Raw genomic sequence first — 21,641 nt, forward strand, 5'->3', positions numbered from 1 at the left:
TGGCCGGGGTGTCAGTGGGGGCGGCAGATCCAGTGCAGGTAGCGGCCCAGCCCGGCAAAGCCTGGGTGGCGACGGTGGGCCAGTTCCATTTCCAGCAGGTCGAGCAGCTCGGCCTTTTCCTGGAACTCCTTGGGCATGTAGTCGTGGAACACGCGCACGCCACTCTCGCTTTCGACCTGCCACAGAGGTTCAAGTTGCGCCTTGAGGTCCCGTGGATCAAGTGGTTTTTGCGGGGTCAGGCTCTGTTTCTCGCCGGCCATGCGGTTGCTGCGCAGCTTGCGGAAATGCCCCTTGAGCAGGTTGCGGTAGACCAGCGCGTCGCGGTTGTAGAAGGCCAGCGAAAGCCAGCCTCCGGGCGCGGTCAACTGGTGCAGCACCGGCAGGATGCTCTCGGGTTCGGCCAGCCATTCCAGCACGGCGTGGCACAGCACCACGTCGTAGGGTTCGGTGAGCTGGCCCAGCAGATCCTGCCAGGGCGCCTGGATGAACTCGGCGGCCTGGCCGGCTTCCTTGAAGCGCTCGCGGGCGCCGTCGAGCATGGGCGCGGCGGGTTCGGCGAGGGTCAGGTGATGGCCGCGCTGGGCCAGCCACAGGGCCATGTGGCCCAGGCCCGCGCCGATGTCGAGAATACGCAGCGGGCGGTCGGGTAGCGTCTCGGCGAGGTCGGCCTGGAGCACCGCCAGGCGGATGGCACCCTTGGCGCCACCGTAGATCTTCTCGGCGAAACGGGTGGCCAGTTCATCGAAGTGACGGTCGTTCATTTGGCGAAGCGCCTCTCGCTGTCGGCCAGCTTGGCTCGCACCACCTCGTTCATGTCCAGGCCCAGCTCGCTGCACAGCAGCAACAGGTACAGGACGATGTCGCCGACCTCCTGGCCGGCGTGGGCGAGCTTGTCGGCAGGGAGCTGGCGCGATTCGTCCTCGCTCAGCCACTGGAAGATTTCCACCAGTTCGGCCATCTCGACGCTGGCGGCCATGGCCAGGTTCTTCGGGCTGTGGAAGCCGCGCCAGTCATTGTTGTCGCGAATGCGGTGCAGGCGCTCGGTCAGTTCTTGCAGGTTCATCGGGGTCTCCTCGTGGCGCATAGCTTCCGGCGAGGGGCACCGCAAAGCAAGCGCCAGTGGCAACCGGCTTTGCCAGCGAAGGCCGAGGCAGCGTTCAAAGCGGCTTCCACCCTCCGGTCATGTGCAGCAACCCCCCGTGCCCATCCAGCCGCAATTCGCCTGCCTCACCGGCGTCGCTGGCACTGAGCACCACTTCAGAAGGCAGGCGCACCGGTTTGCGGAAATCCACCGCGAACTCATAACCCGCCGCAGGTAAATGCCCCTGCAACGCCGCCAGCGCCATCGCCTTGCTCCACATGCCATGGGCGATGGCCTTGGGAAAACCGAACAGCCGGGCCGTGACGCTGCTCAGGTGGATGGGGTTGTAGTCGCCGCAGACCCGGGCATAGCGCCTGCCGATGTCGCTGTCGGCATACCAGCGGGTGGCTTCGGGCAGGACGGCGGGCTCGGTTTCGGGCGTTTCAACGCCCTGATAATCGAGCTTGAGGCCACGCACCAGCATGCGGCTGGTTTCGCGCCAGAGCAGGCCCAGGCCGTCTTCGGCCTCGGTGACCAGGTCGAAGGTGCCGCCTTTCTCGTGGGGTTGCAGGTTGTCGGCGTACACCGCAAAACGCAGGCCGTCGATGCCGCCGAGCGGGCGCAGGACCTGGATGGCATTATGCAGGTGCACCAGGCCCAGCAACGGGAAGGGGAACTCATGGGCAGTCAGCAGCTGCATCTGCAGGGCGAACGCCAGGACATGGGGGTAGGTGCCCGGCAAGCGGCCGTCGTCGACGAAGTGGCAAAGCCGACGGTAAGCCGCCAGCTGTTGCGGGTCGACCCGCAGGAAGCAGCGCAGGCCCTGCTCGGGCAATGTGCTGCCATGGATCTTGCGTTTGGCCAGCGCCCGCAGGTACAGGCTGGTGCTCGAATCGGGGCTGTGCAGTTCATGCCAGGGTCGGTTCATGCTCAGGCCCCCATCAATGCCTGGCCACAGACCCGCAGCGCCTGGCCATTGACCGCCCCCGAGCCCGGCTGGCTGAGCCAGGCGATGGCCTCGGCGACATCCTGCGGCAAGCCACCCTGGCCCAGCGAGCTCAGGCGCCGCCCGGCCTCGCGCAGGCCCATGGGCATGGCGGCGGTCATGTGGGTCTCGATGAAGCCCGGCGCCACGGCATTGATGCTGGCGCCGCGCTCGGCCAGTGGTTTCGCCCAGGCCTGGGCGAGGCCGATCAGCCCGGCCTTGCTGGCGGCGTAGTTCGATTGGCCACGGTTGCCGGCGATGCCGCTGACCGAAGCGAGCAGGGTGATGCGCGCGTCGTCGCGCAGCGTACCGGCCTCCAGCAGTGCCTGGGTCAGCACCTGCGGCGCCTTGAGGTTGACCGCGAGCACCGCGTCCCAGTACTCCGGGGTCATGTTGGCCAGGGTCTTGTCGCGGGTGATACCCGCGTTGTGCACCAGGATATCCAGGCCGTCGGGTAGTGCCTCGACCAGTTGCGCGGTAGTGTCGGCGGCGCAGATGTCCAGGGCCAGGGCGCGGCCACCGAGGCGCGCGGCCAGGGCGTCGAGGTCCTTTTGTGCCTGGGGCACGTCCAGCAGGGTGACCTCGGCGCCATCACGGGCCAGGGTCTCGGCGATGGCCGCGCCGATGCCGCGGGCGGAGCCCGTGACCAGCGCGCGGCGCCCGGCCAGCGGACGCGTCCAGTCCTCGACCTGGGCGGCGCATGCGTTCAGGCGCAACACCTGGCCGGAAACGAACGCGCTTTTGGGGGACAGGAAAAAGCGCAAGGCGCCGTCCAACTGGTCTTCGGCACCGGCGCCGACATACAGCAGGTTGGCCGTGGCGCCATTGCGCAGTTCCTTGGCCAGCGAGCGACTGAAACCTTCGAGCGCGCGCTGGGCGACGCTGGCCTGTGGGTCGTCGAGGCCCTCCGGCGGGCGACCGAGGATCACCACGTGGGCGCAGGGCGCCAGGCTGCGCAGCAAGGGCTGGAAGAATTCGCGCAACTGCTTGAGCTGGTCGCTGTCGGACAGGTGACTGGCGTCGAACACCACGGCCTTGAGCTTCGGCCCGAGGCCGGCGACCCAGGGTGCGCAGACCAGGCTGTCGTCATTGAAGCTGTAGCAATCGGCGGTCAGGCGCGGGGCAATTGTCTCGACATGCCTGGCCAGCGGCCCGCCACCGAGCACCAGCGCACCCTCCACCGGGCGCAGGCGGCCGGCTTGCCAGCGCTCCAGCGGCACCGGGCGCGGCAGGCCGAGGGCATCGACCAGGCGGCGGCCGAGGGCGGAGTTGGCAAAACCGATGTAGCGATCGCTCATGGGGGTTCTCCCTGAAAGGCAAGCATGCAGTGTGGACCAAGTTTGTCGCAGGGGCGTTCGAATGCTGTAAAAGAACCTAGTCTTACGGATCAATTTGTTTCAGGAGGAACAGGCATGCGTTCAACTCGCCGGGTCGCGATCCTGGGTGGAAACCGGATCCCTTTCGCCCGCTCCAATGGCGCCTATGCCAAGGCCAGCAACCAGGCGATGCTCACCGCCACCCTGGAAGGGCTGATCGAACGCTTCCGCTTGCATGGCCTGTGCCTGGGCGAAGTGGCCGCAGGCGCGGTGCTCAAGCATTCCCACGACATGAGCCTGACCCGCGAATGCGTGCTCGGCTCGCGGCTGGCGCCGCAGACCCCGGCCTACGACATCCAGCAGGCCTGTGGCACGGGGCTTGAAGCGGCGTTGCTGGTGGCCAACAAGATCGCCCTTGGGCAGATCGACAGCGGTATCGCCGGCGGTGTCGACACCACCTCCGACGCGCCGATCGCGGTCAACGAGGGTCTGCGCCAGATCCTGCTGCTGGCCCATCGCGGGCGGAACCTGGGCGAGCGGCTCAAGCCGTTTCTCAAGCTGCGGCCCAGGCATCTGATCCCGACGTTGCCGCGCAACGGCGAACCGCGTACGGGGTTGTCCATGGGTGAGCACTGCGAGCAGATGGCCCAGGCCTGGCACATCGAGCGCGCCGAGCAGGACGAGCTGACCCTGCTCAGCCACCAGAACCTGGCGACGTCCTATGCCGAAGGCTGGCACGACGACCTGCTAACCCCGTACCTGGGCCTGGCCCGCGACAACAACTTGCGCCCGGATCTCACGCTCGAACAACTGGCAGCGCTCAAGCCGGTGTTCGACCGCAGTGGCCTGGGCACCCTGACCCCAGGCAACTCCACGCCGCTCACCGATGGCGCCTCGCTGGTGCTGCTGGGTAGCGAGCAATGGGCCGAAGAGCACGATCTGGAGGTCATGGCCTACCTGGTCGATGGCGAGAACGCCGCAGTGGACTTCGTCCATGGCCAGGAGGGGCTGCTGATGGCACCGGTGTACGCGGTGCCGCGCCTGCTGGCGCGCAATGGCCTGACCCTGCAGGATTTCGACTACTACGAAATCCACGAAGCCTTCGCCGCCCAGGTGCTGTGCACGCTCAAGGCCTGGGAAGATGCCGACTACTGCCGCACCCGGCTGGGGCTCGAGGCGCCGCTGGGGGCCATCGACCGCAGCAAGCTCAACGTTCATGGCAGCTCGCTGGCGGCAGGGCATCCGTTCGCCGCGACCGGGGGGCGGATTCTGGTCAACATGGCCAAGTTGCTGGCCAGGCGGGGCAAGGGGCGCGGGTTGATTTCGATCTGCGCGGCGGGGGGGCAGGGGGTGACGGCGATCGTAGAGCGCTGATCGACCAGGGTCCGAGTCGATCCTTTCGCGGGTAAACCCGCTCCCACAGGAGCACCGCTGAACCTGTAGGAGCGGGTTTACCCGCGAAAGGGCCAACGCCGACCGACACCTGTTACGCTTGTCTGGTCAGCGCCACAAGAAGCCCTCATGCCGAGTATCGGACATCCCCGCCCCATTCCCGACCTGGACCGACTCCCCCGGCCACTCTACGCCCGCGCCGAAAGCCTGGGCGCCGGCTCCTGGACCACCCGTCACCAGCACGATTGGGTGCAGTTCTCCTACGCCATCAGCGGCGTGCTCGGCGTCTACACCAGCGACGGCAGCTATTTTGCACCGCCGCAGTGGGGCGTGTGGATTCCCGCCGGCACCGAGCATGAAGTGGTGACCTCGATGCAGGCCGAGATGCGCAGCCTGTACGTGCGCCACGATGCCTGTACCTGGGCGCCAGCGGAGTGCCGGGTGCTGGAAGTCACGCCGTTGGCGCGGGAACTGATCAAGCAGTTCTGCACTTTCGCGGTGGACTATCCGGAGGGGGAGAGCACCGAGGCGCGATTGGTTGCGGTGTTGCTGGACCAGTTGCAGACCTTGCCGCAGGTGGGGTTTTCCCTGCCGTTGCCCCGTCACCCGGGGTTGCTGGCGTTGTGCAATGGCCTGATCGCCGAACCAGATCAGCCCCAGACCCTGCAGCAATGGGCGCTGCAGTTGGGCGTCTCGGAGAAGACGTTGATGCGCCTGTTCCAGCGCGAGACGGGCTTGAGTTTTCGCAACTGGCGCCAGCGCATGCGCCTGCTGTCGTCGCTGGCGCTGCTGGAGGCGGGAGAGAGCGTGACCCAGGCGGCGCTGGGCTGCGGGTATGACTCGACATCGGCATTCATTGCGGCGTTCAAGCAACTGTTTGGCGCCACCCCCGGAGAGCTCAAGCTCTGAAGCCAGCCCCTGCAGGTCTGTCGCGAATCGACCTTTAGGGGCAGTCTGTTGCGGCGCCAGGCACCTCAGGTCCTGAACCTGCGCACCAAGGCATCCAGTTCGTTGGACAACCCCGCCAAACTCTCGGAATCCTGCCGCGCCGCCTGGGCCAGCTCTGCCACCAGCTGGGCATCCCCGTGGATCTGGCTGATGTGCCGGTTGATGTCCTCGGCCACCTGGTGCTGCTCCTCGGCGGCGGTGGCGATCTGGGTGTTCATGTCGCGAATGATGTCCACCGACTCACGGATCTGCCCGAAACTGTCGCGGGCCATACCGATACGGCTGACCGACTGCTGCGACACCTCGATGCTCGCGTGCATCTGCTCGGCTACCTGCGCGGTGCGGCTGGCCAGGTTGCCCAGCAGGCCATCGATCTCAGCGGTGGAGTCAGCGGTGCGCTTGGCCAGGGCGCGTACTTCATCGGCCACCACCGCAAAGCCACGGCCTTGTTCGCCGGCGCGGGCCGCCTCGATGGCAGCGTTGAGTGCCAGCAGGTTGGTCTGCTCGGCGATCGAACGGATGGTACCGAGAATCGACTGGATCGCGTTGCTGTCGCGCTCCAGCTGCTGGATCGACTGTGCCGACTGTTCGATTTCCTGGCTCAGGCGATCAACGCTCTGTACTGCCGCGTCGATCTGCTGCTGGCCTTCACGGGCCTGCTGCTGGCCGCTGTCGGCCGACATCGCCGCCTGGCTGCAGGAGCGGGCCACTTCGTTGGCGGTGGCGACCATCTCATGGAACGCGGTGGAGACCATGTCCACGGCTTCGCGCTGGCGTCCGGCGGCCTCTGCCATGTCGCCGGAAACCCGGGTCGAACTGCTGGAGGTGCTGAGGATCTTGTTGGCCGCCGTACCGATATGCTGGATCAGGCTGCGGATGGCCCCGAGGAACTGGTTGAACCAGCTGGCCAGCTGGGCGGTTTCGTCGCGGCCACGGATCTCCAGGTTGCGGGTCAGGTCGCCTTCACCTTGGGCGATGCCTTCCAGGCCACTGCTGACGCTGTTGATCGGGCGCACGATGAGCTTGGCGAACGCCGCGCCGACAGCCGCGAACACCGCTGCCAGGACCAGCGCGACGGCACCGATCAACCAGGTCAGGCGGGTGGTGGTCTGCATGACCTCGTCCTGCTGGATCAGGCCGATGAAGGTCCAGCCCAGTTGCTCGTCGGGATAGACGTTGGCCATGAAACGCTCGCCGTTGATCTCGACTTCCGCCAGGCCCTTGCCGGCCTTGGCCAGGTCGGCGTAACCACCGCCCAGGCTGGCGAGCTGCTTGAAGTTGTGGCTGGCATCGCGCGGGTCGACCATCACGTTGCCGTTGTGCTCCATCAGGATCAGGTAGCCGCTCTCGCCCAGCTTGATCTGCTTGACGATCTCGGTCAGGCCCTTGAGCGACACGTCGATGTTGACCACCCCGCCCGGGTTGCCCAGCTGGTTGGCCACCGCGCGCACGGTGCTGACCAGCACTGCGTCGTCACCGGCCCAGTAGTAGGGCGCGGTGCGCAGGGTCTTGCCGGGGTTGGCCATGGCGGCCTGGTACCAGGGGCGGGTGCGCGGGTCGTAGTTGGCCATCTTCGGGTCGCCGGGCCAGAACGCGTAGCCGCCGTCCTTCAGTCCGTAGGAGACGTAGGCGTAGTCCGGGTGGCTCTGAGCCAGGCGCGAGAACAGGTCGAACAGCGCCTTGTCCTGCTCGCCGGGCACGATAGTGGCGGCGTCCGCGCTGATGTGTTTCTTCACGTTGTCGGTTGTGGCGGCCACCAGCGGTTGGGCGGCCAGGTAGTCGACGTTCTGGGTGATGCCCTGGAAGAAGATGTCCATGGCGTTACCGACCTGGCGGATTTCCCGGCTGCTGTTGTCGAGGAAATCGTCGCGGGCTTCGCCGCGCAGGTTGAGCACCACCAGGGTGGCGACCAGGACGATGGGCAGGCCGGCGATCACGGCGAAGGCCCAGGTCAGTTTCTGCTTGATGTTCATCCACGCTCCCAGATTTTTTCTTGTCGATGCTTGAGGCCGGTATCAGGGCATCGGCACGGTCTGGGTTTCTTGAAGGGGAATGCCAGTATTTATTGGGCGAAAGTCAGGTTTGAGGGGGTATCGGTCGGCGCAAGGCTAATATGGCATACCAAATGCCCGTTGTAGGAGCCGGCTTTGGCGGCGAGCCATCCACCGCGTCGCTTGGTTCGCCAGCAAGGCTGGCTCCTACAGGGGCCGGGTCAATGGCAGCAACCGCTGCCATTGGCCAGGTCCTTGAGGATCGGGCAATCCGGCCGGTCATCGCCCTGGCAGTGGCTCACCAGTTCACCCAGGGTATCGCGCAGGCTCACCAGCTCCTCGATGCGCCGGTTCAATTCATCGATATGTTGCATGGCGAGCGCCTTCACATCGGCACTCGCGCGTTGGCGGTCCTGCCAGAGGGTCAGCAACTTGGCCACTTCTTCCAGGGAAAACCCCAGGTCACGGGAGCGTTTGATGAATGCCAGGCTGTGCAGGTCTTCCTGCTGGTACAGGCGGTAGCCGCTGTCGCTGCGCTTGGCCGGGCGCAGCAGGCCGATGGACTCGTAATAGCGGATCATCTTGGCGCTGAGCCCGCTGCGGCGGGCGGCCTGGCCGATGTTCATGGCGCCTCCTGGTCGATCGTGGTGGGTTTCCAGGTTTTCAGCCACAAGGCATTGCTCACCACGCTGACGCTGGACAGGGCCATGGCCGCCCCGGCCAGTACCGGGTTGAGGTAGCCCAGGGCCGCCAAAGGGATGCCCACCAGGTTGTAGATGAAGGCCCAGAACAGGTTCTGGCGGATCTTCGCGTAGGTCTTGCGGCTGATCTCCAGGGCGGCTGGCACCAGGCGCGGATCGCCGCGCATCAGGGTGATGCCGGCGGCCTGCATGGCCACGTCGGTGCCACCGCCCATGGCGATGCCGATATCGGCGGCGGCCAGGGCCGGGGCATCGTTGATGCCGTCGCCGACCATGGCCACCACGCCGTCCTGCTTGAGCGCGGCAACGGTGGCCGCCTTGTCGGCCGGCAGCACTTCGGCGTGCACGTCGTCGATGCCCAGGGCATCGGCTACCACCTTGGCGCTGCCACGGTTGTCACCGGTCAGCAGGTGGCTGCTGATGCCACGGGCATGCAGCGCCTCGATGGCCTGGCCGGCGCCGGGCTTGAGGCTGTCGCCGAAGGCGAACAGGCCCAGTACTCGAGGCTGGTCGCCACGCTCGATCAGCCATGACAGGGTGCGGCCTTCTGCTTCCCAGGCGTGGGCGCTGGTCGCCAGCTCGCCGGGTTGGAGCAGGCTTTCATCGAGCAGGCGACGGTTGCCCAGCGCCAGCTCCCGACCCTCCACCTGGCCGGCGATGCCCCGGCCGGTGAGGGACTGGCTGTCGCTTACCGTCGGTACATCCAGATGCTGTTCAGCGCAGGCGTCGAGCACGGCCCTGGCCAACGGGTGTTCGCTGCCGCGTTGCAGGGCACCGGCCAAACGCAGCAGTTCGCTGCCATCGCCGTTGCTTGCCTGGCTGTGGACAATCCGTGGGCTGCCCGAGGTGAGGGTGCCGGTCTTGTCGAATACCACCCGGTTCACCGCGTGGGCGCGTTCCAGGGCTTCAGCATCCTTGATCAGGATGCCGTGGCGGGCGGCGACGCCAGTACCGGCCATGATCGCGGCGGGCGTGGCCAGGCCGAGGGCACAAGGGCAGGCGATCACCAGCACGGCCACGGCGTTGATCAAGGCGGTTTCCAGCGGCGCACCGGCCAGCCACCAGCCGATCAGGGTGATCAGCGCCAGCACCAGCACCGCAGGGACGAATACCTGGCTGACCCGGTCGACCAGTTTCTGGATCGGTGCCTTGGCCGCCTGTGCGTCCTCGACCAGGCGAATGATGCGGGCCAGCACAGTCTCGGTGCCCAATGCCTGGGTCTTGACCAGCAGGCGGCCTTCACCATTGATCGCGCCCCCGGTGACGGTGTCGCCGGGTTGCTTGGGCACCGGCAGGCTCTCGCCGCTGATCAGGGCTTCGTCGGCGTGGCTGCTGCCTTCGAGCACTTCGCCGTCGACAGGGAAGCGTTCACCGGGCTTGACCAGGACCAGGTCGCCCAAGCGCAGCTGGCTGATCGCGACGTCCTCCTCGCGGCCCTCGACGACACGCAGAGCCCGCTCGGGGCGCAAGGCTTCCAGGGCGCGGATGGCGCTGGCGGTCTGGCGCTTGGCGCGGCTTTCAAGGTACTTGCCCAGCAGCACCAGGGCGATCACCACCGCCGAGGCTTCGAAATACAGGTGCGGCTCCATGCCGGCGTGGGCATTGGCCCATTGGTAGAGGCTCAGGCCGTAACCTGCGCTGGTGCCGAGGGCCACCAGCAGGTCCATGTTGCCGGCACCCGCGCGCACGGCTTTCCAGGCGGCCACGTAGAAGCGCGCGCCGAGGATGAACTGCACGGGCGTGGCGAGCAGGAACTGGGCCCAGGCGGGCAGCATCCAGTGCAGACCGAAGGGTTGCACCAACATAGGCAGCACCAGAGGCAGGGCCAGCAGCAACGCGGCGCCCACCGCCAGGCGCTCGTTGCGCAGCCGCCGTTTTGCTTGCGTGTGGTCGTCGTGAGCCGTGCGTGGCAGGCTTGCGCTGTAGCCCGCTTTTTCCACCGCGTTGATCAAGACGCCGTCATCGACCGCCTGCAGTACTTCAAGATGGGCGCGCTCACTGGCCAGGTTGACGCTGACCTGCTCCACGCCCGGCAGCTTGCCGAGGGCGCGTTCGACACGGCCGGCGCAGCTGGCGCAGGTCATGCCGCCGATCTGCAGTTCGAGGGTGCGGGTGGGTACGCTGTAACCGGCCTCGCGCACCGCGCCGACCAGGGCGGGCAGGCTGTCGGCCGGGGCCTGGACCCGGGCCTGTTCGGTGGCGAGGTTGACGCTGACGTGTTCGGTGCCTGTGACCTTGCGCAAGGCGCGCTCGACGCGACCGGCGCAACTGGCGCAGGTCATGCCGGCGATCGGCAGGTCGAAGGTGGTGGATGCGGGCATGGCTCTCTCCTCCGTGGACTGGCCTCCAGCATCAACCTTGCCATGCGGTCAAGGTCAATAGCCCAGGTCGGCTCGCTTCAACACCAGGCCATCATGCCCCATGGCAATGCGGTACTTGTTGATCTGGCCCGCCTGCAGCGTCAGGCGCGTGCTGCGCTGGTCCTCGACGCCCGGGGCGCAGCCCGGCACCTGCCCAGGCAGCAGGCGCAGGCGCACATCGACCGGGCCTGGCGGCAGGTTGAACGAAGTCGACTGTTCCTGGAACACGCGGCCGGACAGCTGATCGTTGAGGTAGACGCCGATCTCGCAGCTGGTGGCCACTTCCAGGCGCTCCCGGGAAATGATCAGCACGCTGTAGTCCGCGTTGCCCTCGGCGCTGGCCGGTGGTACCACGGCCAGCGCACCCAGCAATCCGGCGAGGGTCAATGCAGCCCTGATCATGATGAATCTCCTGCTTGGCTAAATCGTCAAAGGCGCAGCTTGGCCGAGCCGCGCGCGGATTTCCAGCCCGGCCGTTTCAGCCAGAACTTGACCTTGCCCCGATGGCAAGGTCGAAACTGCGGCAAACCCTGAAGGAGGCAACCTCGATGCAAGTGTTCAACGTACAAGGCATGACCTGCGGCCACTGCGTGAAGGCCGTGACCCGGGCGGTGCAGGAGCAGGACGCGGCGGCGCGGGTGGAGGTGGACCTGGCGGCCCGTCAGGTCCGTGTGCAGAGCGCGCTGGACGCCGAGCGCATCCTTACCGCGATTCGTGACGAGGGCTACCAGGCCGACGTGGCCTGACCGGGTTGACGTGGCCTGACCGGGTTGACGTGGCCGGCCGGCTGTGCCGGGCATCGCCAGCAACGCTGGCTCCTAGCGGTATTGCACGGTACCTGTGGGAGCGGGTTTACCCGCGAATGCGGTAGTGAATTCACCTCCTTATTCGCGGGCAAGCCCGCTCCCACAGGCTCTTGCAGCGCTGGAATAACCCCTCAACTGTTACAAAGGTTTTCATCGTAAGGCCCCCATGCAGGTAGACTAACGGCACTTGCTTAGCCTGCTATGGATTCCCCATGAACCTGCGAACCTTGCTGATCCTGGGCGCCCTCAGTGCGTTCGGGCCCTTGGCGATCGACTTCTACCTGCCCGCTTTCCCCGCCATGGCCCATGCCTTCGGCACCGACGAGAAGCATGTGCAGACTACGTTGGCCGCCTATTTTCTCGGCCTGTCCCTCGGTCAGCTGGCCTATGGCCCGATCGCCGACCGCTTCGGCCGCCGCATCCCGCTGCTGTTCGGCGTCGGCCTGTTCACCTTCGCCTCGCTGGTTTGCGCCTATGCCCCCAACCTCGACAGCCTGATCCTGGCGCGCTTCGTCCAGGCGCTGGGTGGTTGCGCCGGCATGGTGCTGTCGCGGGCGATCGTCAGCGACAAATGCGACGCGGTAGCTTCGGCCAAGGTGTTCTCGCAGTTGATGCTGGTGATGGGCCTGGCGCCGATCCTCGCGCCGATGCTTGGTGGCGTGCTGGTGAACCTGGCCGGCTGGCAATCGATCTTCCTCGCTTTGAGCCTGTTCAGCGCCGTGTGTCTGTTGGCCGTGGCGCTTGGTTTGCCGGAAAGCCTGCCGGCCTCGGTACCGCGCCAGCCACTGTCCGGCGCCCTGCGCCAGTACCTGCGGCTGTTGGGCGATCGCGTGTTCATCGGCCATGCCTTGACCGGGGGCATCGCGATTGCCGGGATGTTTGCCTACATCGCCGGGTCGCCTTTCGTCTTCATCAAGCTCTACGGTGTGCCGGCCGAGCACTATGGCTGGCTGTTCGGCACCAATGCCGCTGGGTTCATCCTCATGGCCCAGGTCAACGCACGCCTGTTGTCCAAACGTGGCCCGGCGTTCCTGCTGGCGCGCGCAGTGTGGCTGTACCTGGCAGCCGCCATGGCGTTGCTGGCGGTAGCGGCGTGGCACCCGGACGCGTTGTGGCCGCTGTTGGTGCCGCTGTTCATTTGCATTGCCAGCCTGGGTTGCATTGCCCCCAATGCATCGGCGTGCGCCATGAGCGGGCAGGGCGCGCGCGCCGGCAGCGCCTCGGCACTGATGGGCTGCCTGCAATTCAGTGTCGCCGCTGGTGCGGCGGCGCTGGTCGGGTTGCTGCATGATGGCAGCGCGGTGCCCATGGCCCTGGTGATCAGCCTGTGCGGCGCACTGGTGGTCAGTGTCGCAATGCTGACCCGGCGCTGGCAGTCCAGTCGGCCGGCGTGAGTGGGTGTGGCGCCTTCAGGCGGGTTTCCAGCACGGCGACGAATGCCCGCGCTTCGGCTTCGCTGCGGAAACTCACCACGTGTTGATCGAGCTGGACCTGCCAGGGGCAGTTCGGGTTTCGGTTCGACGCACTGACGACAATCTTCATCGCGATCCACCTCCAGTGAGCGAAAGCGGATGAAGTTTAGCGCCACTGTGGGCGCCCGGCATGACCGTGGTCAGGACTCAGACTGACGGTCATGGTGGGGAGGTGGCGGGAAGCTTTCTGTTTTATCCCTGGTATTTGGTGTAGCGACTTGTCGGTCTTGTCGGGCGGCCTGCGTACGGTGGCCGCACCTTGTCAGGCGGTAGCCAAGGTATTCCGGGAGTATCGGGCACAATGCGCGGGCTGGCACCCTGAAGTTTCAGGCAACGCATGCCGCGCGATACCACGGGAGCGGCCTACTTAACGGGTTGGGCGAGCAGCTTATACTGCCGCCGCAATCCAGCGCCCCGGGGAGGCCGGTTGTCGCTATCCGACGAGATCATTCAGGGAGCTCCACAGTCATGAACGCAGTCCGCACCATCAGTCAGGTCGCCGGCCTGATGGCCGACCCCAAGCGCAGCGCCATGCTATGGGCGTTGATAGATGGTTCACCACGGGCGGCGGACGAGCTGGCGCTGACCACAGGGCTGAGCCTCGCTTCGGCTTGCGCGCACCTGTCGCTGTTGTCGTCGGCCGGTTTGCTCAAGCTCGAGATCCGCAGGCGCAAGCGCTACTTTCGCTTGGCGACACCGCAGGTTGGCGCGGCAGTGGAGGCGCTGGCCAGTGTGCAGGTGAACGGGCATTCGCCCGCGTCCCGGGTGGCGCCGGCCCAGGTCCCTCTGTCGATGCGCAGGGCGCGCTTGTGTGGTGATCATCTGGGCGGTGAAATGGCTGCCGATCTGTTCCAGCGACTGTTGAACGCGGGTTGGCTGGAGGGCAGCGAACAGCGTCTGTGTGTCAGCCAGCAGGGCAGGGAGCAGTTGGGTGCGCTGGGTCTCTACATCGATGGGTTGGCACCGGGGCATCAACGCGGTTGTGTCGTCTGCCACTGCAGCGAGTGGAGCGACCAGGGCCCGCACCTGGGCGGCAGCCTTGGGCAGGCGCTGCTCACGTTGTTCCTGCAGTCGGGCTGGATCCGCGAACAGGAGGGAAGCCGGGCGGTGCAGATCACCGCGCTCGGCATCCAGCAGATCAACGGCATCGCCCGTCTGCCTGCGCTGCAGGCGGGTTAGCGCACCAGGCGGGCGTCCAGGCTGTTCTGCGCCAGGCGTCGGGCCTGGTCCTGGGTCATGCCGAGGTGTTCGTACAGGGCATGGAAGTTCTCGGTGACATAGCCACCGAAATAGGCCGGGTCGTCCGAGTTGACCGTTACTTTCACGCCACGCTCGAGCATGTCGAGGATGTTGTGCTGGCTCATATGCTCGAACACGCACAGCTTGGTGTTGGACAGCGGGCAGACGGTCAGCGGAATCTGCTCGTCGATGATGCGCTGCATCAGGCGCTCGTCCTCGATGGCGCGCACGCCATGGTCGATGCGCTGGATCTTCAGCAGGTCGATTGCCTCCCAGATGTACTCGGGTGGGCCTTCCTCGCCGGCGTGGGCCACGGTCAGGAAGCCTTCGCTGCGGGCGCGGTCGAAGACACGCTGGAACTTGCTGGGCGGGTGGCCTTTTTCCGAGCTGTCCAGGCCGACGGCGACGAAGGCATCGCGGAAGGGCAGGGCCTGGTCGAGGGTCTTCTGCGCTTCGTCCTCGCTCAGGTGGCGCAGGAAGCTGAGGATCAGGCCGCTGCCGATACCCAGTTGTTCACGACCATCCTTCAAGGCCTGGGTGATGCCGCCCAGCACAACCTCGAAAGGGATGCCCCGGTCGGTGTGGGTCTGCGGGTCGAAGAACGGCTCGGTGTGGATGACGTTCTGCGCCTTGCAACGTTGCAGGTAGGCCCAGGTCAGGTCGTAGAAGTCCTGCTCGGTGCGCAGGACATCGGCACCCTGGTAATAGAGGTCGAGGAATTCCTGCAGGTTGTTGAAGGCGTAGGCACTACGCAGGGTTTCCACATCCGCCCAGGGCAGGGCGATCTTGTTGCGTTCGGCCAGGGCGAACAGCAGTTCGGGCTCCAGCGAGCCCTCCAGGTGCATGTGCAGTTCCGCCTTGGGCAAGGCGTTCAGCCATTCATACATGTGTGCAGTCTCGATCAGGTACGGTTGGCCGACATTCTACAGGGCCTGGCCGGGCATTGCGCTCGGCCAGGCCCTTGATCGGTCAACCGGCGATCAGGTGGGCCGCGGCCTGGCGGTGGTCGGCGATCAGGCCTTGAACGTCCAGCCCTTCGATCTGGCCGTCGATGACGCGCCACTGGCCACCGACCATCACCCGGTCGGCGCGATCGGCAGCGCACAGCAGCAAGGCCGAGAGTGGGTCGTGGCTGCCGGAGAAACGCAGTTCATCGAGCTTGAACAGCGCCAGGTCCGCCTGCTTGCCCACGGCAAGTTCACCGATGTCGCTGCGGCCCAGCAGTCGCGCCGATCCACGGGTGGCCCAACCCAGGGCGCGTTCCGGGGTGATCAGCTCGGCGCCGTAGCGCAGGCGTTGCAGGTACAGGGCCTGGCGCGCCTCGAGGATCATGTTCGAGGCGTCGTTGGATGCCGAGCCGTCGACGCCCAGGCCCACCGGCGCGCCAGCTGCTTCCAGGTCGACGGTCGGGCAGATGCCCGAGGCCAGGCGCATGTTCGAGCTCGGGCAATGACAGATGCCCGTGCCGGCCGCGCCCAGGCGGGCGATTTCATCGGGGTTGAAGTGGATGCCGTGGGCCAGCCAGGTGCGCGGGCCGAGCCAGCCGACGCTGTCCAGGTAGTCCACGGTGCGCAGGCCGAAGCGTTGCAGGCAGAAGTCTTCTTCGTCGAGGGTCTCGGCCAGGTGGGTGTGCAGGCGCACTTCCAGCTCCTCGGCCAGTTCGGCGCTGGCGCGCATGATTTCTGGCGTGACCGAGAACGGCGAGCAGGGCGCCAGGGCGATCTGGATGCGCGCGCCGTCACCGCGCTCGTGGTAGCTGTGGATAAGTCGTTGGCTGTCGGCCAGGATCACTTCGCCCTGTTGCACGGTCTGCTGCGGCGGCAGGCCACCGTCCTTCTCGCCCAGGCTCATCGAGCCACGGGTGAGCATGGCGCGCATGCCCAGCTTGCGCACCGCCTCGACTTGCACATCGATGGCGTTGTCCAGGCCTTCGGGGAACAGGTAGTGGTGATCGGCGGCGGTGGTGCAGCCCGACAGCAGCAGCTCGGCCAGGGCGACCTGGCTGGCCAGTTCCAGCTTGGCTGGCGTGAGGCGCGCCCAGACCGGGTAGAGGGTCTTGAGCCAGGGGAACAGGGGCTGGTTGACCACGGGCGCCCAGGCGCGGGTCAGGGTCTGGTAGAAGTGGTGGTGGGTGTTGATCAGGCCGGGCAGCACCACGTGCTCACGGGCGTCGAATACCTGGTCGCAGGGGGCGCTGGGGGCTTGGCCGGCGGCGAGCAGTTCAGTGATGCGGCCGTCTTCGATCACCAGGCCGCCACGGGCGTCCTCGTTGTTGGCGGTGAAGATGGCGAGCGGGGATTTCAACCAGATGCGGGTCGCAGGCATGTTGCCGGCTCCTCTGAAAGTGGGTTCAGGTTAGCCAGCTCAGTGTTGCCCTGTCTGCTGATCCAGGTCCGCCGCGGGGGCGAGGTTTCGAGTCTACTGCCTCGCCACGCGGCTTTCAATTCACCAGGTGAGCGCTTCGCCCTTGTAGTTGATGAAGCGCAGCCCGCCCTTGCCGCTGTGCGCCTTGACCTGCTCGAGCATGCCACGGGTGCTGGTGGGCACGTCGATCTCGGCGTTCTCGCCGCCCATGTCGGTCTTCACCCAGCCCGGGTGCATGGCCAGCACGCACAGGTCGGGGCGTTGCAGCTCGACCACGAAGCTGTTGATCATCGAGTTGAGCGCGGCCTTGCTGGCCTTGTACAGGCAGATCTCGCCACCGTCGGGGACGGTCACGCTACCCAGGATCGAACTCATGAACGCCAGCACGCCATTGCCTTCGCGAATCTGCCCGGCCAGGCGGCGGGCGACACGGATCGGCGCCACGGCGTTGGTCATGAACAGGTCGCCGATTTCCTGCACCTGGACGCGCTCCAGGTCTTGCGGCAGCGGGCCCATCACCCCGGCGTTGACGAACACCAGGTCGAACACTTCACCGTGCAGGCGCTGCTTGAGGCCGTCGAGCTGTGCGGTGTCATTCATCTCCAGGCGCTCGATGCGCACCCCAGGGATGTCACCCAGGGCACCCGGCTTCTGCGGGTCGCGCACGGTAGCGACGATGTTCCAGCCATCCTCGTGCAGGCGTTGCACCAGGCCGAGACCGAGGCCTCGGGAGGCGCCGATGATCAGGGCGGTCTTGTTCTGGGTCATTTCGATGCTCCTTTCAATGATGAGCCTTATGTACAGGCGATGCTGCGCACACGGTAACGGCAGGCCAGGGTGACGAGCATAGCCCAGGTGCCCATCCGCTGATCAAAAAATGAGCGGCAGGCTGGGAGGCCGATGCCACCGGCCTTTGCCGGGGTGTTCAACGGGTTATCCACAAGCTGCTCCACAGTAATTGTGTGCAAGCCCAGCCGTATGGAAATACTTGTTTCTGAGCGTCGAGGCCGTCTGGGCTGGGGATAACTCACAGGCTTTCAGTCACTTGGGTCACTGTCACACAATTGTGATCAAAATATGCTCAACCTTCTGGAGGCCTAGAGGCACAAGGGCTGCATAAGAGTGCCCAAAGCTTATCCACAGGCAGGCCCACAGTAGATGTGAGCAACGTTCATTGCCGCTCCAACAGGATGCGCCCGCGGCTGATGTCCGCATACTGTTGTTGCAGTGTGTCCAGGTGGGTATCGCCAAAAGCGATGCGCAGGTCCACGCCGTTGGCGGTGAACTGCTCATCCAGCACCAGCCCATCCACTTCCGCCAGGCGCAGCTTGACCAGCGCCAGTTCGCTGAAAGTGCAACTGCAACTGAACTCGCTGCGTTGCACCAGCAATCGCTTGGGTGCCTGCTGCAGGCATTTGTTGGCGCCGCCGCCATAGGCGCGGGCCAGGCCGCCGGTGCCCAGCTGGATACCGCCGTACCAGCGGATCACCAGTACCACTACCTGGTCGCAGTCCTGGGCCTCGATGGCGGCGAGGATCGGCCGCCCGGCGGTGCCGCCAGGTTCGCCATCGTCGCTGCTGCGGTACTGGCCGCCCAGTTTCCAGGCCCAGCAGTTGTGGGTGGCCGCCAGGTCGCTGTGGCGTTCGATGAAGGCCATCGCCTCGGCGGCGCTGCTGATGGGGCCGGCGAGGGTGATGAAGCGGCTCTTGCGGATGTCCTCGCGGAACTCGCAGAGGTCGAGCAGGGTAGAAGGCATAGGTCCGGGTCAGGCGCGCGTGATGATGCCGCAGCCTTTGAGAATGATGTGGATAAGGTTGTTGCTGGCGTCTTCCATGTCCTGCTTGGTCAGGCGGGTACGGCCGGTCACCTGGCAGATCTGGGTGGCGAAGTCGGCGTAGTGCTGGGTGCTGCCCCAGAGCAGGAAGATCAGGTGCACCGGGTCCACCGGGTCCATCTTGCCGGCGTCGATCCAGGCCTGGAACACCGCGGCGCGGCCACGGAACCATTCGCGGTAGTCGGCGCTGAAATATTCGCTCAGGCATTCGCCGCCGCTGATCACTTCCATGGCGAAGATCCGCGAGGCCTGTGGGTTGCGTCGTGAGAACTCCATCTTGGTGCGAATGTACTGGCTCAGCGCCTCGGCCGGATCGTCCTCGACGCTCAAGGCGTTGAAGGTGCTGTCCCACAGCTCGATGATGTTGCTCAGCACCGCGATGTACAGGCCCAGCTTGTTGGTGAAGTAGTAATGCAGGTTGGCCTTGGGCAGCCCAGCCTTGAGCGCGATGGTGTTCATGCTCGTGCCCTTGTAGCCGTGGCGGGCGAATTCGTCTTCGGCGGCCTGGATGATGGCCTGCTCGTTCTTCTGGCGGATGCGGCCGGCGGGCTTGCCCGAGGCGGGGGAGCGATGCGCTGGGACTTCTAGGGTCATGGACGATTCCGGACGGGTCGGTGACAACGAATGTTGGACAGATTACCTGCCTGCGCCGAAGTGACAAGCATTAGCGTCAGGCACAGGCATCAGCGTGTCGCAGACAGGCTCTCGAGGAAGCTTTCCAGGACCAGGTTCGGCCTGCGCCCCTTGCGTGTCACCCAGCTCAGGCTCAGGTCGTAGAAGCGTTGCGCCGGCTTCAGCGCGCGCAGGCGGCCTTGTTGCACCCAGAACATCGCGTAGTGGTCGGGCAGGTAGCCGATGTAGCGGCCTGTCAGTATGAGGAAGGCCATGCCTTCGCGGTCCGAGGCGCTGGCGGTGCAGTGCAGGGCCTGGTAGTGCGCCTGGATGTCGGCAGGCAGGCGGAAGGTCGGGGCGATGGCGTCCTGGCTGTTGAGTCGCGCGTCATCGATCTGCTGGTCATCGGCATAGAACAGTGGGTGTCCGACCGCGCAGTAGAGCAGCGAGCGCTCGCTGTAAAGTGGCTGGTACTCGAGCCCGGACAGTGGGCTGGTCTGCGGCACCACCCCGACATGCAGGCTGCCGTCGAGCACCCCTTGCTCGACCTGGCTGGGTGCGATCATGCGGATCTGGATGTGCACGTCGGGACCACGGTCCTTCAGTTCGGCCAAGGCGTGGGTGATGCGCATGTGCGGCAGGGTGACCAGGTTGTCGGTCAAACCGATGTTCAACTCGCCGCGTAGGTGCTGGTGCAGGCCGTTGACCTCGGTGCGGAAGGTTTCCAGGGCGCTGAGCAGTTGCAGCGCCGAGTGGTAGACCTCGCGGCCCTCCTCGGTCAGCGAGAAACCGGCGCGACCGCGCTGGCACAAGCGCAGGCCCAGGCGTTGCTCGAGGTCGTTCATCTGCTGGCTGATCGCCGAGCGGCCGATGCCCAGCACGTTCTCCGCCGCAGAGAAGCCGCCGCACTCCACGACACTGCGGTAGATCTTCAACAGGCGGATGTCGAAATCGCTGACCTGGGCAAGAGGATCGGGGCGTCGGCTCATTAGTTTAGTTATCCGCTGACTGAAGGTTAGAAATGTTGGGTTTTTCGAACTTTATCCCCGTGACAACTTAGCTGCAACAACACCCATCGTTGCCTAATCGTCTTCCGAGGAACCGCCGATGAACATGCCCGAAAACGCCCAGGCCGGCCTGGCCAGCCAGCTCAAGCTGGATGCCCACTGGATGCCCTACACCGCCAACCGCAACTTCCAGCGCGACCCGCGCCTGATCGTGGCGGCCGAAGGCAACTACCTGGTCGATGACAAAGGCCGCAAGATCTTCGACGCCTTGTCGGGCCTGTGGACCTGCGGTGCCGGGCATACCCGCAAGGAGATCAGCGAGGCGGTGGCTCGCCAGGTCGCCACCCTCGACTACTCACCCGCTTTCCAGTTCGGCCACCCGCTGTCGTTCCAGCTGGCCGAGAAGATCGCCAACCTCGCGCCGGGTGACCTGAACCATGTGTTCTTCACCAACTCCGGTTCCGAATGCGCCGACACCGCGCTGAAGATGGTCCGCGCCTACTGGCGCCTGAAAGGCCAGGCGACCAAGACCAAGATCATCGGCCGCGCCCGTGGCTATCACGGCGTGAACATCGCCGGCACCAGCCTGGGCGGCGTCAACGGCAACCGCAAGCTGTTCGGTCAGTTGCTGGATGTCGACCACCTGCCGCACACCGTGCTGCCCGCCAACGTATTCAGCAAAGGCATGCCGGAGGAGGGCGGGATCGCCCTGGCCGACGAGATGCTCAAGCTGATCGAGTTGCATGACGCCTCGAACATCGCCGCAGTGATCGTCGAGCCGCTGGCCGGCTCCGCAGGCGTGCTGCCGCCGCCGAAGGGTTACCTGAAGCGCCTGCGCGAGATCTGCACCCAGCACAACATCCTGCTGATCTTCGACGAAGTCATCACCGGCTTCGGGCGCATGGGGGCCATGACCGGTGCCGAGGCCTTCGGTGTCACCCCGGACCTGATGTGCATCGCCAAGCAGGTCACCAACGGCGCGATCCCGATGGGCGCGGTGGTGGCCACGGGCGAGATCTACCAGACCTTCATGAACCAGCCGACGCCTGAGTACGCGGTGGAGTTCCCCCACGGCTACACCTACTCGGCGCACCCGGTCGCCTGCGCCGCCGGTATTGCCGCCCTGGATCTGCTGCAGAAAGAGAACCTGGTGCAGTCCGCCGCCGAACTGGCGCCGCACTTCGAGAAGTTGCTGCACGGTATCAAGGGCACCAAGAACGTCGTCGACATCCGCAACTACGGCCTGGCCGGCGCCATCCAGATTGCCGCGCGCGACGGTGACGCCATCGTCCGCCCATACGAGGCGGCGATGAAACTGTGGCAAGCCGGCTTCTACGTGCGCTTCGGCGGCGACACCCTGCAGTTCGGGCCAACCTTCAATACCCAGCCGCAGGAACTGGATCGCCTGTTCGACGCGGTGGGCGAAGCCCTGAACAAGGTCGACTGATCGTTGTGAATTCGATGTCAGGCGCGTGAGCTTTGCGCGCCTGCTTTCACCTTCTTTATCTGGAGTTCTGCATGAGCATTGTTCAG

22 protein-coding genes and 1 pseudogene (1 of these 23 running past the window's edge) are annotated in these 21,641 nt (G+C 65.7%); 7 read left to right on the forward strand and 16 right to left on the reverse strand.

From position 1 onward, the window contains the following. Positions 1-11 precede the first annotated feature (11 nt). The 4 genes from JYG34_RS03060 to JYG34_RS03075 all read right to left on the reverse strand — a co-directional run bounded on the left by JYG34_RS03060 (position 12) and on the right by JYG34_RS03075 (position 3,364). Positions 12-761, reverse strand: a complete 750-nt coding sequence (locus JYG34_RS03060; RefSeq protein WP_213659424.1) for a methyltransferase — start codon at positions 759-761, stop codon at positions 12-14. Further along, the gene (locus JYG34_RS03065; protein WP_213659425.1) at positions 758-1,063 is read right to left on the reverse strand and encodes a MazG-like family protein; all 306 of its coding nucleotides are present in this window, start codon (positions 1,061-1,063) and stop codon (positions 758-760) included. Before JYG34_RS03065 ends, JYG34_RS03060 begins: the two co-directional genes overlap by 4 nt. 94 nt (positions 1,064-1,157) lie before the next feature. Continuing rightward, complete coding sequence (locus tag JYG34_RS03070; protein ID WP_213659426.1) at positions 1,158-2,009, reverse strand: MaoC family dehydratase; 852 nt, start codon at positions 2,007-2,009, stop codon at positions 1,158-1,160. A 2-nt stretch (positions 2,010-2,011) separates the two neighbouring features. Then, a complete protein-coding gene (locus JYG34_RS03075) occupies positions 2,012-3,364 on the reverse strand; it encodes a 3-oxoacyl-ACP reductase (RefSeq protein WP_213659427.1) in 1,353 nt (450 codons plus the stop codon). A 114-nt stretch (positions 3,365-3,478) separates the two neighbouring features. On the opposite strand from JYG34_RS03075, the gene JYG34_RS03080 reads away from it, so the two are divergent. Beyond that, positions 3,479-4,756: an acetyl-CoA C-acetyltransferase gene (locus JYG34_RS03080; RefSeq protein WP_213659428.1), complete on the forward strand. Its 1,278-nt coding sequence runs from the start codon at positions 3,479-3,481 to the stop codon at positions 4,754-4,756. Between the two features lie 147 nt (positions 4,757-4,903). Next, positions 4,904-5,683 (forward strand): AraC family transcriptional regulator, encoded by a 780-nt coding sequence (locus JYG34_RS03085; protein ID WP_213659429.1) that lies wholly within the window; start codon positions 4,904-4,906, stop codon positions 5,681-5,683. Between the two features lie 65 nt (positions 5,684-5,748). Here the strand turns inward: JYG34_RS03085 and JYG34_RS26540 are convergent, their stop codons facing one another. From JYG34_RS26540 to JYG34_RS03105, 5 genes and pseudogenes are all read right to left on the reverse strand, one after another. Beyond that, on the reverse strand, positions 5,749-6,516 hold the full coding sequence (locus JYG34_RS26540) for a methyl-accepting chemotaxis protein (RefSeq protein ID WP_420806620.1): 768 nt from the start codon (positions 6,514-6,516) through the stop codon (positions 5,749-5,751). A 90-nt stretch (positions 6,517-6,606) separates the two neighbouring features. Beyond that, a pseudogene (locus tag JYG34_RS26545) lies at positions 6,607-7,695 on the reverse strand (HAMP domain-containing protein); the annotation flags it as partial. 239 nt (positions 7,696-7,934) lie between these two features. Continuing rightward, positions 7,935-8,339, reverse strand: a complete 405-nt coding sequence (cueR, locus tag JYG34_RS03095) for a Cu(I)-responsive transcriptional regulator (protein ID WP_213659431.1) — start codon at positions 8,337-8,339, stop codon at positions 7,935-7,937. After that, positions 8,336-10,735 carry a heavy metal translocating P-type ATPase gene (locus JYG34_RS03100; protein WP_213659432.1) on the reverse strand — a complete coding sequence of 800 codons (2,400 nt, stop codon included), beginning with the start codon at positions 10,733-10,735 and terminating at the stop codon, positions 8,336-8,338. The genes cueR and JYG34_RS03100 overlap by 4 nt, the downstream gene beginning before the upstream one ends. A 54-nt stretch (positions 10,736-10,789) precedes the next feature. After that, positions 10,790-11,176, reverse strand: coding sequence for a hypothetical protein (locus JYG34_RS03105; protein ID WP_213659433.1), 387 nt, complete (start codon positions 11,174-11,176; stop codon positions 10,790-10,792). 146 nt (positions 11,177-11,322) lie between these two features. On the opposite strand from JYG34_RS03105, the gene JYG34_RS03110 reads away from it, so the two are divergent. Both JYG34_RS03110 and JYG34_RS03115 read left to right on the forward strand, forming a co-directional pair. Further along, on the forward strand, positions 11,323-11,520 hold the full coding sequence (locus tag JYG34_RS03110) for a heavy-metal-associated domain-containing protein (protein WP_213659434.1): 198 nt from the start codon (positions 11,323-11,325) through the stop codon (positions 11,518-11,520). A 272-nt stretch (positions 11,521-11,792) separates the two neighbouring features. Then, positions 11,793-12,974 (forward strand): multidrug effflux MFS transporter, encoded by a 1,182-nt coding sequence (locus JYG34_RS03115; protein WP_213659435.1) that lies wholly within the window; start codon positions 11,793-11,795, stop codon positions 12,972-12,974. Here the strand turns inward: JYG34_RS03115 and JYG34_RS03120 are convergent. Continuing rightward, positions 12,925-13,122, reverse strand: coding sequence for a hypothetical protein (locus JYG34_RS03120; RefSeq protein ID WP_213659436.1), 198 nt, complete (start codon positions 13,120-13,122; stop codon positions 12,925-12,927). The genes JYG34_RS03115 and JYG34_RS03120 overlap by 50 nt on opposite strands. Before the next feature lie 398 nt (positions 13,123-13,520). Between JYG34_RS03120 and JYG34_RS03125 the strand changes: the two genes are divergently transcribed. Then, positions 13,521-14,231, forward strand: coding sequence for an ArsR/SmtB family transcription factor (locus JYG34_RS03125; protein WP_213659437.1), 711 nt, complete (start codon positions 13,521-13,523; stop codon positions 14,229-14,231). Here JYG34_RS03125 and JYG34_RS03130 read toward each other — a convergent pair. The 6 genes from JYG34_RS03130 to JYG34_RS03155 form a co-directional block, all read right to left on the reverse strand. Next, on the reverse strand, positions 14,228-15,178 hold the full coding sequence (locus JYG34_RS03130; RefSeq protein ID WP_213659438.1) for an adenosine deaminase: 951 nt from the start codon (positions 15,176-15,178) through the stop codon (positions 14,228-14,230). The genes JYG34_RS03125 and JYG34_RS03130 overlap by 4 nt on opposite strands. A gap of 82 nt (positions 15,179-15,260) precedes the next feature. Beyond that, complete coding sequence (locus tag JYG34_RS03135) at positions 15,261-16,616, reverse strand: 8-oxoguanine deaminase (protein ID WP_213659439.1); 1,356 nt, start codon at positions 16,614-16,616, stop codon at positions 15,261-15,263. A gap of 120 nt (positions 16,617-16,736) precedes the next feature. After that, the gene (locus JYG34_RS03140; protein ID WP_213659440.1) at positions 16,737-17,423 is read right to left on the reverse strand and encodes an SDR family oxidoreductase; all 687 of its coding nucleotides are present in this window, start codon (positions 17,421-17,423) and stop codon (positions 16,737-16,739) included. A gap of 403 nt (positions 17,424-17,826) precedes the next feature. Continuing rightward, on the reverse strand, positions 17,827-18,411 hold the full coding sequence (locus JYG34_RS03145) for an IMPACT family protein (RefSeq protein ID WP_213659441.1): 585 nt from the start codon (positions 18,409-18,411) through the stop codon (positions 17,827-17,829). 9 nt (positions 18,412-18,420) lie between these two features. Further along, the gene (locus tag JYG34_RS03150; protein WP_213659442.1) at positions 18,421-19,083 is read right to left on the reverse strand and encodes a TetR/AcrR family transcriptional regulator; all 663 of its coding nucleotides are present in this window, start codon (positions 19,081-19,083) and stop codon (positions 18,421-18,423) included. 89 nt (positions 19,084-19,172) lie between these two features. Then, the gene (locus JYG34_RS03155; RefSeq protein ID WP_213659443.1) at positions 19,173-20,090 is read right to left on the reverse strand and encodes a LysR family transcriptional regulator; all 918 of its coding nucleotides are present in this window, start codon (positions 20,088-20,090) and stop codon (positions 19,173-19,175) included. Between the two features lie 118 nt (positions 20,091-20,208). Between JYG34_RS03155 and JYG34_RS03160 the strand changes: the two genes are divergently transcribed. Together JYG34_RS03160 and JYG34_RS03165 are read left to right on the forward strand one after the other, a co-directional pair. Then, entirely contained in the window at positions 20,209-21,555 is a 1,347-nt protein-coding gene (locus tag JYG34_RS03160; protein WP_213659444.1) for an aspartate aminotransferase family protein, read from the forward strand. A gap of 71 nt (positions 21,556-21,626) precedes the next feature. After that, positions 21,627-21,641: the start of a CoA-acylating methylmalonate-semialdehyde dehydrogenase gene (locus JYG34_RS03165; protein ID WP_213659445.1), read on the forward strand. It continues 1,479 nt past the right edge of the window; 15 of the gene's 1,494 nt are visible here — the first part of the coding sequence; it begins with the start codon at positions 21,627-21,629; the stop codon falls past the right edge of the window.

This window comes from Pseudomonas entomophila, assembly GCF_018417595.1.
Classification (GTDB): Bacteria; Pseudomonadota; Gammaproteobacteria; order Pseudomonadales; family Pseudomonadaceae; genus Aquipseudomonas; species Aquipseudomonas entomophila_C.

What these genes read in the sequence shown, in the direction of transcription:
- JYG34_RS03140 (WP_213659440.1), bottom strand. Translation starts at nt 17,423, where the DNA reads ATGACCCAGAACAAGACCGCCCTGATCATCGGCGCCTCCCGAGGCCTC.
- JYG34_RS03100 (WP_213659432.1), bottom strand. Translation starts at nt 10,735, where the DNA reads ATGCCCGCATCCACCACCTTCGACCTGCCGATCGCCGGCATGACCTGC.
- JYG34_RS03085 (WP_213659429.1), top strand. Translation starts at nt 4,904, where the DNA reads ATGCCGAGTATCGGACATCCCCGCCCCATTCCCGACCTGGACCGACTC.
- cueR (WP_213659431.1), bottom strand. Translation starts at nt 8,339, where the DNA reads ATGAACATCGGCCAGGCCGCCCGCCGCAGCGGGCTCAGCGCCAAGATG.
- JYG34_RS26540 (WP_420806620.1), bottom strand. Translation starts at nt 6,516, where the DNA reads ATGGCAGAGGCCGCCGGACGCCAGCGCGAAGCCGTGGACATGGTCTCC.
- JYG34_RS03105 (WP_213659433.1), bottom strand. Translation starts at nt 11,176, where the DNA reads ATGATCAGGGCTGCATTGACCCTCGCCGGATTGCTGGGTGCGCTGGCC.
- JYG34_RS03070 (WP_213659426.1), bottom strand. Translation starts at nt 2,009, where the DNA reads ATGAACCGACCCTGGCATGAACTGCACAGCCCCGATTCGAGCACCAGC.
- JYG34_RS03060 (WP_213659424.1), bottom strand. Translation starts at nt 761, where the DNA reads ATGAACGACCGTCACTTCGATGAACTGGCCACCCGTTTCGCCGAGAAG.
- JYG34_RS03115 (WP_213659435.1), top strand. Translation starts at nt 11,793, where the DNA reads ATGAACCTGCGAACCTTGCTGATCCTGGGCGCCCTCAGTGCGTTCGGG.
- JYG34_RS03155 (WP_213659443.1), bottom strand. Translation starts at nt 20,090, where the DNA reads ATGAGCCGACGCCCCGATCCTCTTGCCCAGGTCAGCGATTTCGACATC.
- JYG34_RS03135 (WP_213659439.1), bottom strand. Translation starts at nt 16,616, where the DNA reads ATGCCTGCGACCCGCATCTGGTTGAAATCCCCGCTCGCCATCTTCACC.
- JYG34_RS03125 (WP_213659437.1), top strand. Translation starts at nt 13,521, where the DNA reads ATGAACGCAGTCCGCACCATCAGTCAGGTCGCCGGCCTGATGGCCGAC.
- JYG34_RS03075 (WP_213659427.1), bottom strand. Translation starts at nt 3,364, where the DNA reads ATGAGCGATCGCTACATCGGTTTTGCCAACTCCGCCCTCGGCCGCCGC.
- JYG34_RS03160 (WP_213659444.1), top strand. Translation starts at nt 20,209, where the DNA reads ATGAACATGCCCGAAAACGCCCAGGCCGGCCTGGCCAGCCAGCTCAAG.
- JYG34_RS03150 (WP_213659442.1), bottom strand. Translation starts at nt 19,083, where the DNA reads ATGACCCTAGAAGTCCCAGCGCATCGCTCCCCCGCCTCGGGCAAGCCC.
- JYG34_RS03130 (WP_213659438.1), bottom strand. Translation starts at nt 15,178, where the DNA reads ATGTATGAATGGCTGAACGCCTTGCCCAAGGCGGAACTGCACATGCAC.
- JYG34_RS03065 (WP_213659425.1), bottom strand. Translation starts at nt 1,063, where the DNA reads ATGAACCTGCAAGAACTGACCGAGCGCCTGCACCGCATTCGCGACAAC.
- JYG34_RS03080 (WP_213659428.1), top strand. Translation starts at nt 3,479, where the DNA reads ATGCGTTCAACTCGCCGGGTCGCGATCCTGGGTGGAAACCGGATCCCT.
- JYG34_RS03110 (WP_213659434.1), top strand. Translation starts at nt 11,323, where the DNA reads ATGCAAGTGTTCAACGTACAAGGCATGACCTGCGGCCACTGCGTGAAG.
- JYG34_RS03145 (WP_213659441.1), bottom strand. Translation starts at nt 18,411, where the DNA reads ATGCCTTCTACCCTGCTCGACCTCTGCGAGTTCCGCGAGGACATCCGC.
- JYG34_RS03120 (WP_213659436.1), bottom strand. Translation starts at nt 13,122, where the DNA reads ATGAAGATTGTCGTCAGTGCGTCGAACCGAAACCCGAACTGCCCCTGG.